The 18,572-nt window shown below is 57.8% G+C and carries 15 protein-coding genes; 8 read left to right on the top strand and 7 right to left on the bottom strand.

Annotated features, from left to right (window positions below):
- Nucleotides 1–65 precede the first annotated feature (65 nt).
- A complete protein-coding gene (locus PL263_RS03980) occupies nucleotides 66–542 on the bottom strand; it encodes a GNAT family N-acetyltransferase (protein ID WP_278211783.1) in 477 nt (158 codons plus the stop codon).
- 216 nt (nucleotides 543–758) lie between these two features.
- On the opposite strand from PL263_RS03980, the gene PL263_RS03975 reads away from it, so the two are divergent.
- Together PL263_RS03975 and PL263_RS03970 are read left to right on the top strand one after the other, a co-directional pair.
- Nucleotides 759–4,448 (top strand): PAS domain S-box protein, encoded by a 3,690-nt coding sequence (locus PL263_RS03975; RefSeq protein ID WP_278211782.1) that lies wholly within the window; start codon nucleotides 759–761, stop codon nucleotides 4,446–4,448.
- Entirely contained in the window at nucleotides 4,445–5,425 is a 981-nt protein-coding gene (locus PL263_RS03970; protein ID WP_278211781.1) for an HD domain-containing phosphohydrolase, read from the top strand. The genes PL263_RS03975 and PL263_RS03970 overlap by 4 nt, the downstream gene beginning before the upstream one ends.
- Before the next feature lie 69 nt (nucleotides 5,426–5,494).
- On the opposite strand, the gene PL263_RS03965 is transcribed toward PL263_RS03970, so the two are convergent.
- The 4 genes from PL263_RS03965 to PL263_RS03950 are packed head-to-tail and all read right to left on the bottom strand — an operon-like array spanning nucleotide 5,495 to nucleotide 9,896.
- A complete protein-coding gene (locus tag PL263_RS03965) occupies nucleotides 5,495–6,853 on the bottom strand; it encodes a DUF4129 domain-containing protein (RefSeq protein WP_278211780.1) in 1,359 nt (452 codons plus the stop codon).
- A complete protein-coding gene (locus PL263_RS03960; protein WP_278211779.1) occupies nucleotides 6,850–8,106 on the bottom strand; it encodes a DUF58 domain-containing protein in 1,257 nt (418 codons plus the stop codon). The genes PL263_RS03965 and PL263_RS03960 overlap by 4 nt, the downstream gene beginning before the upstream one ends.
- Before the next feature lie 4 nt (nucleotides 8,107–8,110).
- The gene (locus tag PL263_RS03955; protein ID WP_278211778.1) at nucleotides 8,111–9,037 is read right to left on the bottom strand and encodes a MoxR family ATPase; all 927 of its coding nucleotides are present in this window, start codon (nucleotides 9,035–9,037) and stop codon (nucleotides 8,111–8,113) included.
- A gap of 19 nt (nucleotides 9,038–9,056) precedes the next feature.
- The gene (locus PL263_RS03950; RefSeq protein ID WP_278211777.1) at nucleotides 9,057–9,896 is read right to left on the bottom strand and encodes a hypothetical protein; all 840 of its coding nucleotides are present in this window, start codon (nucleotides 9,894–9,896) and stop codon (nucleotides 9,057–9,059) included.
- Between the two features lie 264 nt (nucleotides 9,897–10,160).
- Here PL263_RS03950 and PL263_RS03945 point away from each other — a divergent pair, with 264 nt between their 5' ends.
- The 4 genes from PL263_RS03945 to PL263_RS03930 all read left to right on the top strand — a co-directional run bounded on the left by PL263_RS03945 (nucleotide 10,161) and on the right by PL263_RS03930 (nucleotide 14,040).
- Complete coding sequence (locus PL263_RS03945; RefSeq protein WP_278211776.1) at nucleotides 10,161–10,619, top strand: EVE domain-containing protein; 459 nt, start codon at nucleotides 10,161–10,163, stop codon at nucleotides 10,617–10,619.
- Nucleotides 10,620–10,647: 28 nt separating this feature from the next.
- Nucleotides 10,648–12,132, top strand: coding sequence for a flagellar hook-length control protein FliK (locus PL263_RS03940; protein WP_278211775.1), 1,485 nt, complete (start codon nucleotides 10,648–10,650; stop codon nucleotides 12,130–12,132).
- A 104-nt stretch (nucleotides 12,133–12,236) separates the two neighbouring features.
- Nucleotides 12,237–13,244, top strand: coding sequence for a class 1 fructose-bisphosphatase (locus PL263_RS03935; protein ID WP_140912922.1), 1,008 nt, complete (start codon nucleotides 12,237–12,239; stop codon nucleotides 13,242–13,244).
- A gap of 88 nt (nucleotides 13,245–13,332) precedes the next feature.
- A complete protein-coding gene (locus PL263_RS03930; protein ID WP_140912921.1) occupies nucleotides 13,333–14,040 on the top strand; it encodes a helix-turn-helix domain-containing protein in 708 nt (235 codons plus the stop codon).
- 1 nt (nucleotide 14,041) lies between these two features.
- Here PL263_RS03930 and PL263_RS03925 read toward each other — a convergent pair whose 3' ends face one another.
- Nucleotides 14,042–14,806, bottom strand: coding sequence for an ABC transporter permease (locus PL263_RS03925; RefSeq protein WP_140912920.1), 765 nt, complete (start codon nucleotides 14,804–14,806; stop codon nucleotides 14,042–14,044).
- On the bottom strand, nucleotides 14,803–15,708 hold the full coding sequence (locus tag PL263_RS03920; protein WP_278211774.1) for an ABC transporter ATP-binding protein: 906 nt from the start codon (nucleotides 15,706–15,708) through the stop codon (nucleotides 14,803–14,805). The genes PL263_RS03925 and PL263_RS03920 overlap by 4 nt, the downstream gene beginning before the upstream one ends.
- Before the next feature lie 119 nt (nucleotides 15,709–15,827).
- Here PL263_RS03920 and ppx point away from each other — a divergent pair, with 119 nt between their 5' ends.
- The gene (ppx, locus tag PL263_RS03915) at nucleotides 15,828–17,330 is read left to right on the top strand and encodes an exopolyphosphatase (protein WP_140912918.1); all 1,503 of its coding nucleotides are present in this window, start codon (nucleotides 15,828–15,830) and stop codon (nucleotides 17,328–17,330) included.
- Nucleotides 17,324–18,556, top strand: coding sequence for a hypothetical protein (locus PL263_RS03910; protein ID WP_278211773.1), 1,233 nt, complete (start codon nucleotides 17,324–17,326; stop codon nucleotides 18,554–18,556). Before ppx ends, PL263_RS03910 begins: the two co-directional genes overlap by 7 nt.
- Nucleotides 18,557–18,572: the final 16 nt, after the last annotated feature.

Below are 18,572 nucleotides of genomic sequence, written 5' to 3'. Positions count from 1 at the left end.
TTATCGCTCGCCGATGTCAAGCATTTAATAATCAAGGTTTTTTCTAGTCTGCCCGCCCGCCAACACTACGCCGTTTCAAGATCGTGCAATTGCGCCCGCATCACGCTAACCCGGCTGCCGCGGTATATTTCCTCGGCAACAGGCTGCCACCCCAGAGTTTCGTAAAACGCAACCCGATCCGGGGTAAACAAGTACAACTGCTCGTAACCGGCCGCACCGGCTTGGGCCATGACATGCCGCACCAAGCGCCCGCCGATTCCCTGCCGACGAAACTGCGGCGCGACAAACACGCTGGCCAACCAAGGCGTCCACTGCGGTCGGGTTTCCATATCGCAGGCCACAATGGCCGCCGACCCGGCCAGACAACCTTGTCGCTCGTAGACAAAGGTCGATGGAATCAGACCTGCCTGCAAATAAGCCTGCATCCTGGCGATGCGCATCGGCAAAGTTTCGCCCGGATTCAAATACGCCCATTCCGCTTGGTGCCAGGCGGCCAAAGTTGGCAGGTGATGAGGTGCGGCGGTCAAATCGACGATCGACATACGGTTTTGCTTATGTTGTTGAACTGGCCGGAATTATACGGAAACCCGGTGCCATGGAATCCGCGCTTTTTGCCAGCCCCCAATCTGGTCCGGTTTGACAAGCTCGCCCGCCGCGGCATGTTAATCCACTAACGGCCGGTCATATTCAAGCGTTGCAGCGCTGCCGGCATTCGGCGTAACATCGGCGGCAACGCCATCCCCGCGAGGCCCACTCTGATGCTGCAAAAACGATTAATCGCGCTGTTGCTGCTCTTGATTTTGTTGCCGACCTTCGCGACCGGCTGGATGGCCTACCGCTTTGCGATCGACGATATTCTTGGCAACCGTCTCGACGCAGTCAGCCGCGTGGCTGAGAGCCGCCTGGAACAACTGGTGATGGTATTGCGCCGGGCCAATAGCCACACCAATGCCGCTTTGGCAGATTTGTTGGCCGAATGTATGGTCCAGGACCGGCTAAACCGGGACTGCGCGATGCGTAGCGTCAACGATTTCCTGCATCGGGAAGGCGCCGCAGGCGCTTGGCTATTCCGCAGCGATCGGACCGACACGTTGGCGATCGGCAATCCGCCGCTGCCGATCGCCGATTTCGCCCACTTTGGCCGTGACCAGCTCGCCGGCCTGATTCCATCCCTGCCCGATCGCTCCGGCTATTTTTATACGATTGCCGGCGATCCTGGCCAACCGTGGCAACTGGCTGTGTTTTACCAGGAAGCGCCGATCCAGGCCATTTTTGGCCCCCACGCGGTCATCGGCCGCTCCGGGGAAAGCCTATTGGCCGACCGGCAAGGCATTTTCGTAACGCCAGCCCGTTTCCCGCCGCCCCCAAATCAAGCTCAGGCCACCGCCAACAGTCCTTTGGCCGCCTGCCTGGCCGGAGAAAACGGGCAAGGGCAAAACCCAGATTACCGGGGGCGAGCGGTGATCTACAGCTATCGCCACGTCGCCGAGATCGGCGGCGGCTGCATCCTGGCCCAAATCGAGCAAGACGAAGCCTTCTCGGCAATCCAAAGCCTGAAGCACAACATGTTGCTGGTGGTAACGGCCTTTATTGTGCTGACCGGTTTTACCTCGCAGGCTTTGGCCAAACGCATCGTCGCGCCGATCGCGCGCCTGACCTTGACCGCGCGCCGGATTCGCGACGGCGACTTCAGCCTGCGCGCCGAGGTGAGCGGGCACGACGAAATCGCCGAACTGGCCAGTTCCTTCAATCATATGACCGACGCCCTGGCCGACGCCCAGCACAATCTGGAAACGAAGATCGCCGAACGCACCCTGGCGCTACGTACCAGCGAAGAGCGTTATATCCTGGCAGAGCGGGCCGTCAACGATGGTATCTGGGACTGGAATATCCTGACCCACGAATACTACCTGTCGCCGCGCTGGAATAAAATTCTGGGTTATGCCGCAGGCGAATTGCCGAACGAGGAAGCGATCTTCTTCGAATTGATCCATCCCGACGACAAAGCCAGGGCCAGCGACGCCTTTGCCCGGCACCTGGAACGGAACGAACGCTATTCCACCGAACTGCGCTTACGCCATCGCGACGGCAGTTACCGCTGGGTCCTGGACCGGGGCGAGGCCTTGCGCGACGCAAACGGCCGGCCGGTGCGCATGGTCGGTTCGATTACCGATATTACCGAGCGTAAGGCCGCCGAAGCGGAGTTGCTGGAGTATCGCGAGCACCTGGAAGAATTGGTGGCGATGGCCACTACGGAAGTCAAGGCCATTGTCCAGACCGCCGTCAACGGGGTGATTTCGATCGACAGCAGCGGCATTATCCGCATGTTCAACCCGGCTGCGGAGAAACTGTTCGGCTGGCGCAGCGATGAAATCGTCGGCAAAAACGTCTCACTCCTGATGCCGGAACCCGACGCCTCGGCCCACGACGGTTATATCCGCCGATTTTTGGCTCAGCGGCAATCGAGAATCCTCGGTACCGAACGCGAAGTCATCGCCCAACGCAAAGACGGCAGCCGCTTCCCGGCCAGTCTGGCGGTCGGCCACGGCATCATTTCGGAGGGCCGGCACATCTTCGTCGGTTTTATTTCCGATATCACATTGCAAAAACAGGCGGAGCTTGAGCTGCGCCAAGCCAAGGAAGCGGCCGAGGCCGCCGCCAAAGCCAAAGCCAACTTCCTGGCCAATATGAGCCACGAAATCCGCACGCCGATGAACACGGTGATCGGCTTCGCCGAGGTCGCCCTGCAGGACGCCAACCTGTCGAATGCCACTCGCAATCACATCAAAACCATCCTCAGCTCGGGTCGGCATTTGCTGAGCGTGATCAACGACATCCTGGATTTCTCCAAAATCGAGGCCGGCAAAATCGAATTGGAGTCGGTCTGTTTCAACTTGCCGGTCGCAATCCAGGAAGCGCTGCAAATCATGAGTTTGCGCGCCGCGGAAAAGGGTTTGCGCATCGATCTGGCGGTTGAGGCCGGCCTGCCCCACCTCTTCGTCGGCGATCCGAATCGACTGCGGCAGATCATATTAAACCTGGTCGGCAACTCGGTGAAATTCACCGACACCGGCTATATTGCCGTCAGCATCGGCCGGGCGGAACAGCCGGAATTGCTGCATTTCGCCATCGCCGACACCGGCATCGGCATGAGCCCGGAACAAACCGAACGCATCTTCGAATCGTTCTCCCAAGCCGACGCCACCACCAGCCGCCGTTTCGGCGGTACCGGCCTGGGCACCACCATCAGCAAACAAATCGTGGAAATGATGGGCGGGCGGATTTGGGTGGAAAGCCAACTCGGCGTCGGTTCGGTGTTCCATTTCACGGTGCGGCTGCCGGAAGCGGCAGCCAACGACGTCTGCCTGTACGAATCGGCTGCGCCGCGCAAACGGGCTTATTACTCGCCGCGCCGCTTCAAAATCCTGTTGGCCGAGGATGTGGAAGCCAACGCGAAACTGGCTAGCCTGCGCCTGGAACAACAAGGCCACCGGGTACGCTGGGTCAAAAACGGCGCCGAAGCCGTCGCGGCCTACCACGAATCCGATTTCGACTTGATTCTGATGGACTTGCAAATGCCGGTCCTGGACGGCATCCAGGCCACCCGTCAAATCCGCGAACTGGAGCAAGGCAGCCTGCGCCGGATTCCGATTTTGGCGCTGACCGCCAGCGTCCTCAGTCATGAACGCCGGGAGTCGCTGGCGGCCGGGATCGACGCGATTGTCGGCAAACCGATCGACATCGACGAACTGCTGGCGCAGATGGAAAATCTGACGCCGCCCGGTTTCGGCATTGCCAATAACGGCGGAGCGCCCGCGCCCACCAACGAAACCGCCGTCGATTTCGCACCGCTGGCCGACGTTGCCGACTACCGGAAAGGCTTGAGCAATTGGCTGGACCCTTTGATTTACGCCGACGCCCTGCTTAATTTCGCTGCGCAACACGCTGCCGACGCCGACAACATTCAGCTCAGTCTGGCAAACGGCGACATTGAAGCCGCCAAGCGCAGCGCACACGCCCTGAAAGGCGTGGCCGGCAATCTGGCATTGGTCGACATCGCAGCCTTGGCCGCCAACATCGATGCCGAACTGAAGAACGGCACACCGGCGCTGGCCGCAGCCCAAATCGACCGTTTGCGCAGTGCACTCGACCAAGCCGCCGCGGCAGTCCGCCGGCTTGAATTGCCGGAAAAACAGCCGGTGGCCAGCGCGGAAGCCTTCGACGCCGCGCACATCGCCGATCTGTTGCAACAATTGCTGCGGAACCTGGATACGTTGAATCCGGAAAAAGTCGAGCCGGTGTTGCAGGAGCTGGCGCCTTACCTGACAGCAACCGAATTGCAAGCCATCCGCTACGAATTGGACAGCTTCGATTTCGACGGCGCCAAGGCAGCGGTCGGACGGTTGCAGGCCAAACTCGCCGGTGCCGCAGAAGGAGAGCAAGCATGAAAGACAGTTACAAACTGCTGCTGGTCGACGACGAACCGAACAATCTGAAGGTGTTGCAGCAAATCCTGAAAGACCGCTACGAGCTGATTTTCGCCATCAACGGCGAAAAAGCGCTGGCCGCAGCGCGCGACCACCGGCCGGACCTGATTCTGCTGGACATCATGATGCCGGACATGGACGGTTACCAGGTCTGCATCCACTTGAAAGCGGACGCCGGCACCGCGAAGATTCCGGTCATTTTCGTCACGGCGATGGGTGAAACCGAAAACGAGGCCTACGGTTTCGACGTGGGTGCGGTGGATTACATTCAAAAGCCGGTTTCCGGCCCGATCGTGCTGCGTCGGGTCCAAACCCACCTGTCGCTGGTCCGGGTCGAGGAACTGGATGACTTGGCCCGCGCCGCGATCGAAATGCTGGGCGCCGCCGGCCATTACAACGACCCTTACACCGGCGACCACATTTGGCGGATGGCGGCCTATTCGGCGGCGCTGGCCCGTGCTGCCGGCTGGAGCCCGGCGCAAGTGGAAATGATCAAGCTGGCCGCCCCGACCCACGACACCGGCAAGATTGGCATTCCGCACGCGATCTTGAAGGCGCAATCCGGTTTGGCCGGCCGCGATTGGGACATCATGAAAACGCATTCGCAAATCGGCTACGACATTCTGAGCAAGACCGACAATCCGGTATTCAAAATGGCCGCCGAAATCGCCCATTCCCACCACGAACGCTGGGACGGCGCCGGATATCCGGCCGGCTTGGCCGGTGCAGCCATCCCCGAATCGGCCCGCATCGTCGCAATTGCCGACGTGTTCGATGCCTTGAGCAGCAAACGGCCTTACAAACCAGCCTGGCCGCAGGAAACGGTCCTGGAAACGATGCGTAGCGGCGCAGGCAGCCATTTCGACCCGCATTTGCTGGAACTGTTCATGGCTATCATGCCGGAAATACTGGCATTGAAGGCGCAGTTCGCGCCTTGAGCCGCGCCCGAACGGCAAGCCGAGAAATAGGCTCATGTCGGCGCCGGGTACGCGCCCGACGCGAGCGTTTCAAATCGATTCGCGATACATTTCCAGATAAATCCGCCGCATGCGTTGCAAGTGCGCCGGGTCGGCGGCGCCGGCCCCGTAGCGGGCCGCTTCGAACAAGTGCGTCAGCTCCTGAGCGTGACGCTGGACCTGCCGACGCTGCAGCCGGTTGATCTGCGCCAGATATTCGCGCGTGTTGCTGAAGCGCGATCTGGGCAATTCGCCGAGCGCAAACAAACGTTCCATCGCCCGGTAGTATTGGCAAGCGCCGGACTCGCCCCCGGCGTGGCGTCCGCAGCGGCCCAGATACCAATAATCCCAACGGCTTGCCAGCCAGATCGCCCAAGGCGTCTCCCGCAGCAGATTGCGGAAAGCCAGTATCACGGCCAGCAGAATCAATCCCAGCAACGCGAACATCAAATCCAGCCAATGTTCGCGCAGCCATTGCCGCAGCCAGCGCCACCAATCGAAGACGAGCAATACCGCCGGCTCTAGCGTTTCGCTGAATCCGGCCAGTTGCTCGATCGCCGATTTTTGCCATTGCGGCATATGCGGCCGCTGGGCCGCGGCGCGCATTTCCTGCGGACCGGGCCAGTGCATGCCCGGCCATTGCAAACCTTGGCCGCCACCGGTTCCGTTTTCGGCGGTCCCGCCCTGGCTTTTAGTTGCGGAGGAACCGGTCTGCCCGCCGGACTCCGCCTGTTCCAGCTTGCCGCCCGGCGCGTGCGGAATATCCTGGCCGAAGCGCGATTCCAGATAAAGCCAACTGACTTGCGGGGTCAACAGGTACAAGCCGCCGCCGAGCAACAAGATGCTCAGCGTGGCGGCCAAGCTGGCGGCGCCCTGCCCCTGGCTGCTCGATGTCCGCGCCAGGCCGGTCAGGCGCAGGTCGTCGCTACGCTGACCAATCTGGCTGGCAACCAAGGTAAACACGGCGGCCATCAGATACGGCAGGATATAAAACAACATGGTCCAGTCCGCCCGGTAGTGGGAAGCGGCAAACAGCACCAAGGCCAGCGAGGTCAACAACCCCAGGTGCAACTGGCGGCGGCTGGCGGTCGCGCAGTTGTAAGCCGCTTGCAGCATCGCCAGCAGGTACAGGCCGGCGCGCGGCATGCCCCACAGCGGCAAGAATGCGAACACGAACAACACCAAACCGAAAAACAACACGAATTTTTGGGCAATGCCGCCCCAACCGCCGGCTTTTCCGGCTTGGCGCCAGCCAACAGCCAGGCTGCCGCCGCACACCACCGTCCAAAACAGCATTTCCCTGCCGAAGCTGCCGTAGCCGATATCCAAATACGCATTGCAGGCCAGCGCCAACAGTTGCGCGGCGAACAACCCGGCATACAGCGATCCGGCAAGTTTGGTTTCGTTCACGAATTGAATACCTCGGTCAAATCGTCGCCTTTGCGCACGGTCAGGCTTGGCACGCCCATCTCCAGCAGGCCCAGGGTCAAATCCCTTCGCCGCGGTGCGGCGGCCATGCCGGCGCCGCTCGGGAAAAAACTGTCGCGGTCGAAGGTTACCGCCAGCAAATTGGCGCCTCTGGCGCGCAGCAAAGCCAGCGCTTGCAGCGTAGCCGCATCCCGGTGCGGCGGTTCGCTGAGCAGCAACACCACCGTCTCGCCGCGCTGGCAATGCAAGGCAATATCGGTCAACAGTTCGGCGTACGGGGTGCGGCCGTCGCTGTCCGCCACGGCCAAGGCGTCCAACATATGCTGAAAGTGCAAGTCGCCTTTACCGGAAGCAAAGCGCACGGTTTGTGCCCCGTAAGCCAGCAAGCGGCTATGGATGTTTTGCCGGCAGGCATATCCGGCGACCGATGCGGCGATGCGTATCGCATACTCCAGGGTGCTGTGGCGGCCGCGGCCGACATTGGCGTCCTTGGCCAAATCCAGTGCGATGTAAAGGCAAGCCGAAGCCAGCGGTTCGAATTCTTTTACCATCAATTCGTTCATCCGCGCGGTGGTCGGCCAGTGCACGTGGCGCGGGTTGTCGCCGCTGCGGTATTCGCGCAGGCCGGCGAACTCGGCCGCTCCGGCGCCCTCCGGCAAACAGTAGGCGCCGCGGTGAATCTGACTGGGCGCACCGAGCAAGGCCAAGGCCTGGATCGGAAACAATTTGGGGTAGATCGTGAATTCTGGCGTCGTCTGTTCTCCGGCGATACGCACTTCCGCCAAACCTAACGGAAACGACGAAGCCAGGCCGACCGGCCCCAGCCGGTAAAAGCCGCGTTTTTCGCATTGCAACGTCAACTCGAAACGGCGGCTAGCGCCGCCGGGGATGTACGAAATCCCGCCGAGCAAGCGAGCACCGGCGGCAGGCAGCGATTCGGCGGCGCCGACAAAAGGCAAATGGTCGGCTAACTCCAGCATAAAGCGCGGCAGCCGGCCACGGTTATGCACTTCGAATTCGAATTTAACCGTATCCCCTTCCAAAGCCCGTTGCGGGGCGATCCGACGGATTGCCACCCGCTTCAACAACAGGTAAGGCCAAAGCAAACCACTGAGCAAACCGCCGCCGATCAAGGCCGCCAATAGCCAAGGCAGACTTTGTTCGCGGGCGATGGCGGCGGCATAAGCCGCCAACGCAAAACCGGCCAGTATCCAAAACCGGCGTTGAACCGACATCGGCCTACACCACCGGCGGCGGCAATTGGCCGAGAATCTCGGCCAGTATTTCGCCGGCGCTGCGGCCCAGCACCGCCGCCTGCGGCCGCACCAGCAATCGGTGCTCCAGTACCGCCGGCGCGATTAGCTTCACCAAATCCGGAGTGACGAAGGCTTGGCCGCGCAAATAGGCCAAACCTTGCGCGGCGCGCGCCAGCGCCAAGGTTGCGCGGGGGCTGGCGCCCAAACGCAGATCGGCATGTTTGCGGCTGGCAGCGCCGATACCGACGACGTAGGCGGCCACATCCGGGCTGATATAGACATTTTTCACCTCGGCGCGCGCCGCCAGGATTTGGGCTTCGGTGGTAACCGGTTGCAGGGTCTCGATCGGATGGTTCTGAGCCTGTGCCGCCAGGATTTTGATTTCCTGGTCGATGTTGGGGTAGCCCATATGCAGCCGGATGAAAAAACGGTCCAACTGCGCCTCCGGCAGCGCATGGGTGCCGGCCATGTCGATCGGGTTTTGCGTAGCCATGACCGTGAATAATTTCGGTAATTCGTAACTTTGGCCGTCGACGCTGACGTGGAACTCTTCCATGCATTCCAGCAATGCCGACTGGGCCCGCGGCGTCGCCCGGTTGATTTCGTCGGCCAAGAGCAATTGGGTGAATACCGGGCCGGGACGGAATTCGAAATCCGCGCTTTTCTGGTTGTATACCGCGACGCCGGTGATGTCCGACGGCAATAAATCGGGCGTGCATTGCAGGCGCTTCATGTCGACTTGGATCGACCGCGCCAATGCCCGCGCCAACATGGTTTTGCCGGTTCCGGGCACGTCTTCCAGCAGAATGTGACCTTTGCAAAGGATGGCGACGCAAGCCAGTTCGATGACCGGCCGTTTGCCGACGATGACGCGTTCGACGTTTTCGATCAGGGTGTGAATGTTTTCCATAGCGAGCGATTGAGTTGAATCAGGAATTCGGACCGGCCTGGCCCAAGATCGGCTTATCGGCAAAAATGACCAGCAAGGCCAATAGCCCGACCGCCAAAGCAGAAGTACTCGCCGCGGCCGCCGACAAGCCCAAATACGCCAATGCCGACAGAAAAATGAAATAGATCGACGGCACGATTCCGGATAAACCGACGTAAATCCCGTAACCGGCAAGTAAAACCCAGACCAGCAGATTCAGGCCGACGACCCAGCGCACCGGATAGTAAACCGCCGGATGCAAGCGATCTTTATTTCTGGCCAGGGCCAGAAACACGATCAAATAGGCCAGTAACAATCCGTAACCGTAACCGAAAAACTCCGGATTTGCCGCAGCGGTTGAATCGTTGTTCAACACATAGAGCACGCTGCCGTCCAACACATTGGCCGGAATCAGATACTGCTGCAGATTGCGTTCGTTGCCGCCAATGTCCGCGGCGATATCCGGAAAACAGAACACCGCGTCCTGCGGCACGATTAACGAGCCTTGCGCCATCCGCAGTTGCGGATACACGGCCACCGGCTGGGCGTTCACCGTCAGGGTTTGCCCGGCAAAACCGACTTGGTCGCCCGGCATGCCCTGAATCCGAGTGATTTGCAGTTGTCCGGCAGCGTCGGTATAGCGGACCAAACGCCCCCGGCTCAATTCAATCCGATTCGACATCACCATGAATGCATTCTGACTCAGTTCGCGATAAGCCGGATTGGCGGACGCCATGCGGCTGACAGGATGGTTCAACGGCGCGTGGATTAGCGGAAATCCGAAAACGATGCCGGCCAACAGGCATAACAGATTCGGCCAAATTCTTAGGCTGGTAAGCATGAAACTCCTGGTTGGGGGTCAATTGCAAAGGGGCCAGCCAAGCGCCGCGACTGGCTAGTCGGCTCTAGCGTTGTTGCTGGGTAGCGTAAACATAGTCCAAGTTTTGGATTGCGTTGCCATGACTCGCTGCGTTACGGCGGGTATGCAATTGCGGCAGTTTGGCTATGGTTATGGCTATAACTTGATAAACTAAGGCCGGCCCCGGTTTCCGCTACCGGCCGGTTTTGGCCGACAGTAGACCGATTCGAATATCAAGGAGAATTTATGCGTTATTGGCTGATGAAATCGGAACCGGAAACCTTCGGTATCGACGATTTATATGCGCGGCCGCAGCAAACCGAACATTGGGACGGCGTCCGCAATTACCAGGCACGCAACATGATGCGCGACGAGATGAAAATCGGCGACCAAATCTTGTTTTACCACTCCAATTGCGACGAGCCCGGCGTCGTCGGCATTGCCGAGGTGGTCAGGGAAAGTTATCCGGATTTCACGGCGTTCGATCCGGACGACAAGCATTTCGATCCGAAAAGCCATCCGGATAAGCCGACCTGGTTCATGGTCGACGTCAAGTTCGTGCGCAAACTGTCGCGCACGATCAGCTTGCGCGAGCTGAAAACCAAATCCGAGCTGGGTGAGCTGGCTTTGTTGCGCCGCGGCAATCGGCTGTCGATCATGCCGGTCAGCGCCGAGCAGTGGGCGTTTATTCTGGCGCTGGAATAGCCGTCGTGCCGGCGGCAAGGTGACGCTCGTGGAAATCAAACTGCCGCTGGATGCCAATCTGCAAGCCGCCCTGAACAAAGTCAGCGCCGCCTTTCCGGAGCTGAAACTGAATCAGGTTCTGGAAGCCAAGATCGCCGTCAATCAAGCCCAATTGAATCTGCTGACGGTAAACATGGCCGGCAAGACCTTGACACTGCAGACGCCCCTGCCCTTGCCGTTCGCTGCCGGCCAAAGCTTGCAGCTGCAAGTGGTCAAATTATTGCCGACGCCGGAATTCAAATTGATCGCGCCGCCGCTACCGGCCAATGCCAAGCCAACGACCGGCGGCGAAGCGACACTGCTGAAACTGACCACTGCCGCCGCGCCGGCAGCCGGCAATCCGTTACCAAACCTGCAACTCGGCCAGACCGTGCCGGCCCAGGTGCTCAGCGTCGGCAAACAGGGGGTGACGCTGCAACTGGCTATGCCATTGCCGGCATCCGGCCAAATCGCAACCGATAACGCCGCCGGCCATTCGCCAGCTCAGCCGATCACGCTGGATAGCCGGCAATTGCTCGAAGCCGATCCGGCCAAACCGGCGCTGGTGCCGGGTAGCCGCATCGAATTGCAACTTGTGAAGGCCGGAGCGCCGCCATTGTTCAGCGTCAGCCTGGCGCCGGCGGACTTGGAAGCTGAACTGGTCGCCGCCGCTTTCAAACAAGCCCTGCCGCAGCAAAGTTCGCCCCTGCTCATGCTGAACCGGCTGGACCATGCCGTCGGTGAATTAATTGCCGATAAAACCGTCGGCGAAACCCTGAAACATCTGGCTTTGCAGATTTTGCGGGCGATTCCGGATAAATCGGCGTTGTTCCAACCCAACGATCTGAAAACAGCCGTCGCTCGCTCCGGCCTGTTCCTGGAAGCGCAATTGGCGCAAGCCGGCCGGCAGCAGGCGCCGCCTACGTTAGCGGACGATTTCAAGCTCAGACTGAGCAAGTTTATTGCGCAATTGGCGCTGGAATTGAAACCGGCTGCGGCGGAACATTCCGCCTCCGCCAGAGAACCGCTGCTGAGAGAGCTGTTGCAGCAAGCCGAGGGCAGTCTGGCGAAATTAACCTTGGACCAGTTGCATTCGTTGCCGAAAGACGATGCGCCGCGTCAGGTTTGGGTGTTGGAGCTGCCTTTCCTGCAAAACGGTAAGCCGGACCTGCTGGAACTGGTCGTGGAGCACGATCGAGACGGCAACGGCAACCCGGCCGGACAGAACAACTGGGTAGTGAGCATTACCATTACCCCGCCGGAACTTGCTACAATACATTGCAAGCTCTCCTGTTACGACGGTAGCGTCAACACCCGTTTCTGGAGCGAATCGGCCGATACGGTCGAAAAAATTAACGCGCGTCTCGACTACCTGAGACGGCAATTCGAAGAAAAAGGATTGAAGCCCGGTTTTATGGATGCCCAACAAGGCAAACCTGCCCAAGAACACTCGCCGATAGCGTCGCCGCAAAGCTTGTTAAGCGAAAAAGTCTAGCTGCCTAACCTTGAACAGCCCGCTCACGTTCAGCCTTTACACTCATTTTCGCTTCGGCCGCCGCGCCGCGGCGTGCGCCGTTCATCCATTGGAGATAAAGATTCATGTCTAACCAGCAAGTCACCCTTACCCAGTTCATCATCGAACAGCAGCGCGGTCTGCCGGATGCATCGGGAACTTTTACCTTGTTGCTGAACAACATCGTCACCGCCTGCAAACAAATCTCGCATCGGGTGAACTGCGGAGCCTTGATCGGCGTGTTAGGCAGCGCCGAATCGGAAAACGTGCAGGGCGAGGTCCAGAAAAAACTGGACATCATCACCAACGACATCATGGTCAAAGCCCTGGATTGGAGCGGTTCTTTGGGCGGCATGGCCTCCGAAGAAATCAACGATCCGATCAAGATTCCGAAGCAATATCCGAAAGGCAAATACCTGGTGTTGTTCGACCCGCTGGACGGTTCGTCCAACATCGACATCAACATGACCGTCGGCACCATTTTCTCGATTCTGCGTTGCCGCGAAGGCATCGAACCGGAAACCGAAGATTTTCTGCGCCGCGGCACCGAACAGGTCTGCGCCGGTTTCGTGTTGTACGGGCCGTCGACGATGCTGGTGCTGACCACCGGCAACGGCGTCAACGGCTTTACTTTGGACCAGGACGTCGGCGAGTTCATCCTGACCCATTGCAACATGAAAATCCCGGAAGAAAGCAGCGAGTTTGCCATCAATATGTCCAACCAGCGCTTTTGGGAGCCGCCGGTAAAACGCTATATCGACGAATGCGTGGCCGGCGAAGACGGTCCGCGCGGCAAAAATTTCAACATGCGCTGGGTGGCATCGCTGGTGGCCGAGGTGTACCGGATATTAAACCGCGGCGGGGTGTTTCTATATCCGCACGACTTGCGCGACCCGAGCAAACCGGGCAAGCTGCGTCTGATGTACGAAGCCAATCCGATGGCATTCATCATCGAGCAAGCCGGCGGTTTATGCAGCACCGGCCGGGAACGGATTTTGGATTTGAAACCGAATAGCATCCATCAGCGGGTGCCGTTGATTTTGGGCTCGAAGAACGAAGTCGAACGCATCATTGCCTACCATCAACAGGATTGAACATTTAAAACCAGAAACCGACTCCGGATGAGTCGGTAGCCGGTTGTGACCGGCGCGGCTACCTTATTTATCGGAAATTTAGTTTAACGTGACGATTAAAAATCAAGTCAATTGTGCCAACTGCGGCTTGGACAATATTTGTTTACCCCGCGGCTTGTCGCAAAGCGAAATCAACAACATCAGCCAAGTCGTAAAAGCCCGCAAAACCTTGCAACGCGGCGACTTCATTTACCGGGAAGGCGACAACTTTCGCGGCATTCTGGCCATCAAGTCCGGTAGCGCCAAACTGGTGGCCAACGACAGCCACGGCAACGAACATATTTTGAATATTTTGCTGCCCGGCGAATTGCTGGGATTCGACGGCCTATCGGAAGACAAACACAACTGCGCGGCGATTGCGCTGGAAACCATGAGTTTTTGCATATTGCCGGCCGACAACATGGACGACTTGTTCAAAAACGTGCCGAGTCTGACCAGGGAATTGTTTCGCCATACCGGCGAAAAAATGCTGGAAGACAAAAACCAGTTGGTACTAAGCAAGCGCCCGGCCGACGAGCGGCTGGCCTATTTTTTGATCAGCCTGTCCGAGCGCTTGAAGCGGCGCGGATTTTCCTCGTCCGAATTCAAGTTGTCGTTGACCCGCCAGGAAATCGGCAACCATCTCGGCTTGGCGCTGGAAACCGTCAGCCGGCTGCTGAAAAAATTCCAGGACGACGAACTGATCGTGGTGCAGAACCGGTTTATCGCGATCAAAAACCCGACCGGCCTGCGCAACATGCTGTTGCCTTTGGAATAAATCAGTTTTTGATGCCGATGCCTTTGTGCAGTAAAAACAGGCTCAGGCCGGCCAGCAGCAGAATAAAGCCGGCCGTCATCGCAAACGCAATCTGAATTTGCACGTCGCTGACGCCGATCATGCCGTAACGAAAGGCGTTGATCATGTACAAAATCGGATTGCCCTGAGCAACCTTCTGCCAGATACCGGGCAGCATTTCGACCGAGTAAAACACGCCGCCCAAATAGCTGAGCGGCGTCAGGATGAAGTTCGGGATGATGGAAATATCGTCGAAACTGTCGGCGAATACGGCATTGATGAAGCCGGCCAAGGCGAACAAGGTCGCTGTCAACACGAATACCGCTGCCGCGATATCCCAATGCAAAATTGCCGTGTCGGTGAAGGCCATCGAAATACCGGCCACGACCAAGCCCACCAATACGCCGCGGGCGATGCCGCCGCAAACGTAACCGGACAAAATCACATAATTCGGCACCGGCGCCACCAGCAGCTCTTCGATGTGGCGCTGAAACTTGGTGGAATAGAACGAGGACACCACGTTCGAATAGGAATGACTGATCACCGACATCAAAATAATGCCGGGCACGATGTAATCCATATAGCGGACGCCGTGCACCAAGCCGATCCGGTCGCCGATCAATTTGCCGAAGATCAGAAAATACAACGCCGTAGTGATGGCCGGCGGCAGCAAGGTTTGCGGCCAAATCCGGGTGAAGCGGCGAATTTCCTTGATTAAGATGGTCGAAAAGGCCACGGAATAGTTCATTGCACCAAGTCCAGGAAAAGTTGTTCGAGACGGTTGGATTTGTTACGCAGACTCAACACTTCAATCTGCCGGGCGGAGAGCTCCTGAAACAATCGGTTTAAACCGAGGCTTTTCGGCACGGCCACTTCCAGACTGCGTTCCGAGACCAATTCGATATGGTAACCGGGGATCGCCGGCACGCCGCTCAGACTGCGCCCGACATCCAGCACGAAATGGTCGGTATGCATCCGGCCCAGCAATTGATGCATCGCCGATTTCTCGATGATCTGGCCGTTGTCGATGATCGCAATATTGCGACACAGGCTTTCCGCCTCTTCCAGATAGTGGGTCGTCAGGATGATGGTCGTGCCTTGTTTGTTTACCGCCTGCATCATCTCCCACATCGAACGCCGGATCTCGATGTCGACTCCGGCGGTCGGTTCATCCAGAATCAGCAGCCGCGGCGAATGCACCATCGCCCGCGCGATCATCAAGCGCCGTTTCATGCCGCCCGACAACCGCCGCGACACGGTATCGCGCTTATCCCACAGTTCAACCTGGCGCAAGCACTGCTCGGTGCGTTGCATCGCCAACTTGCGCGGAATCCCGTAATAACCGGCCTGGTTGAAAACCACGCTGAAACAGGTTTCGAATTGGTTGAAGTTGATTTCCTGCGGCACCGCGCCGATGCAGGTTTTTGCCGCGACCGGGTCGGTGTCCAGATCGTGGTCGAAGATGCTGACCTTGCCGCTGGTTTTATTGACCAAAGAACTGATGATGCCGATCAACGTGGATTTGCCGGCGCCGTTGGGGCCGAGTAACGCGAAAAAGTCACCGCGTTCGACTTCCAGATCCACGCCCTTCAAGGCTTCGAAGCCGTTGCTATACGTTTTTTTTAAGTTTTGAATGGATAAAGCCGTCATGCTCTAAGTTATAATGGCCGCCGATGAAAGCTGGCGCCAGTTGGGAACGGTATCGCCAGTTAAGCTGCGGAATTCTATCAGACTCCGCCTTCCCCCGTAGTCCGAACAGGAACAGACTCGTGCCTCAGCAAATACCGACCAGCGTCGCCGCGGTCGATCTTGGCTCCAACAGTTTCCACATGATCATTTGCAGTTTGCACGACGGAAAGCTGCAAACCCTGGACCGATTGAAAGAAATGGTGCGCCTGGCAGCGGGACTGGACTCGCAGAAGTACCTGGATCAGGCTACGCAAGAACGGGCACTGGCTTGCCTGGAACGCTTCGGCCAACGCATTCGCAATTTCCCACCGAACAGCGTGGCCATCGTCGGTACCAATACCTTGCGCATCGCCAAGAACTCGCAACAGTTCATCAAAAAAGCCGAACGGGCCTTAGGCCATCCGATTCATATCATTTCCGGCATCGAAGAAGCCCGTTTGATCTACCAAGGTGTGGCCCACAGTCTGGCCAGCAACGCCAATAACCGCTTTGTGATGGATATCGGCGGTAGCAGCACGGAATACATCATCGGTCGCAACGATGTCGCCCATACCAAGGAAAGCCTGAACATGGGTTGCGTCACGGTTAGCCAGCTTTTTTTTAAGAACGGCGACATCAACAAGCGAGCGTTCCGCAAAGCCACGCTGTTTGCCGAACAGCATTTGGAACCCTTCCAAAACACCTTCCATTCCCAAAACTGGGATGAAGCGATCGGCGCCTCCGGCAGTTTGAAGGCGATCAGCAACGTGCTGCAAACCTCGGGCTGGAGCAACAACGGCATTACGCTGGCCGGCATGGAGCAACTGGTTGCGCAATTGTTGAAGCTGGATAAAGTGGAGCAGATCAATTTCCCGGCATTGAGCCTGGAGCGCCGCCCGGTCTTTATCGGCGCGGTCGCAATCGTCTATGCGACGTTCAAGACCTTGCATATCGAACAAATGACGGTGTCCGACGGCGCGCTGCGCGAGGGCTTGGTTTACGACCTGTTGGGCCGCATCTATAACGACGATATTCGTTCGCAGACCAGTAAACTGATTGCCGCCCGCTACCACACCGATCAACGCCATAGCGAGCAACTGCAAGATACCCTGCGTTACATTGTGCGGCAATTAGAATCACACCCCTGCTTTCAAGACAATCCGGCCAGCCTGCAATTTCTGGTGTGGGCGGCAGAGCTGCACGAAATCGGCTTCGAAATCGCGCACAGTCATTACCACAAACACAGTGCATACATCCTGGAGAACGGCGATCTGGCCGGATTCTCCAAGCAAGATCAATTGCTGCTGTCGAAGTTGGTACGCAGCCACCGCAAAAAGCTGCGTCTCGAGCGCTTCGCCGACTTGCCTCATCCCTGGCGGCAAAATGCTCCGATTATGGCCATCGTGTTTCGCTTGGCGACGGTACTCCACCGAAACCGCCACAGCCAACGTGCCGACTTCAAAATCGATATCGACGGCAATACCATCAAACTCGCGTTTCCGGAAGGCTGGCTGGAACAGGCACCGCTGACCTACGCCGACTTGAAAAAAGAAATGCATTACCTGGAAGACGCCAATTTCGAGTTGATCATCGATCAATGCTGAAGGCTTTGTTATTCGCGCTGTTCTCGACCGCGGCGCTATTGGCAGTACTGTTGCTATTCGCGATCGACGACTCGCCGTTGCCCAGCTTGAATCAGGGACTGACCCGCGACGACATCCAACGCGCCAAACAATTGCTGCAAGTACGTCCCGAAGAGCGGAGTCAACTGAAAACCGTCAATTTGGATCAAAAGGATTTGAATATTGCCACCAGCTATTTGCTGGACCATTTCGTCGAAAATACCACCCAAGTCCATTTCGGCCAGGATCGAATAGACTGCCAAATCGCAGTATTCGTGCCGGAAACCTTGTTCGGGCACTACCTTGATTTCAGTTTCAGCGTGCGGCAACTAAACGATAGTATTCGGTTAAAGTCGTTCAAAGTCGGCGAAATTTCGATTCCGGATCCGGCGGCAAACCTATTGATTCCAGCCTTGGTCACCCATACGCCGCTAAACGACTACTGGCAAGTTCTGACCCAGTATGTCAAAAATGTGCAAATCGGCCCACAAACACTGGAGATCAGTTATTTGGGCTCAATAGCGGACGCCGCCAAACAGTTGGTGATTCGAAAACACGCCGAGTATCCCAACCTGCATCTGTATCAACAACAAATCAACGATATCGTCAATCGACACGATCCGGACTGGCGCCTGTCCTTGATCGAATTACTGCAACCTTTATTCGCAACCGCTTACCAAAACACCCCCGAAGCCGATGCCATCCAGGAAAACCGCGCCATCATCATCGCTGTGGCCAGTTACATCTACAAGCGCGACTTACGCCGATTTTTGCCCGTGGGTTTGGTATACAGCAAGGAATACCCGGTCTTCGCCTACAAGCGCGTCGATATTCCGCAACATTTCATCGCTTCGGCCTTGTTGGCGGCAGTGGATGCGTCGTTATTGGGCGAAAGAATGGGCGTGGACAAGGAATTGGGCGACGCCCGGCAAGGCAGCGGCTTCAGTTTCATCGACTTGTCCGCCGATATGGCCGGGAGCCGTTTCGGCCGGATGGCTATCGCCTCCCAGACCAAAGCCAGGCTACTGCAAAAATTAATGGCGGAGACCAAAGACTATTCGGCCATTATCCCCGAGGTACAAGACCTGCCGGAGCATATGGACGAAATGGATTTTAAGCAACGTTTTGAACGCGTAGGCAGCAAACGTTACCAGGAAGTTATTTCGGAAATCGACAAAAGACTGGATGATTTGCCGCTCTACCAATAAAAGCAAATTGCGAAAA

It is taken from the genome of Methylomonas sp. EFPC3 (assembly GCF_029643245.1).
GTDB lineage: Bacteria > Pseudomonadota > Gammaproteobacteria > Methylococcales > Methylomonadaceae > Methylomonas > Methylomonas koyamae_B.
This window is presented reverse-complemented; position numbering and strand designations above follow the sequence as displayed.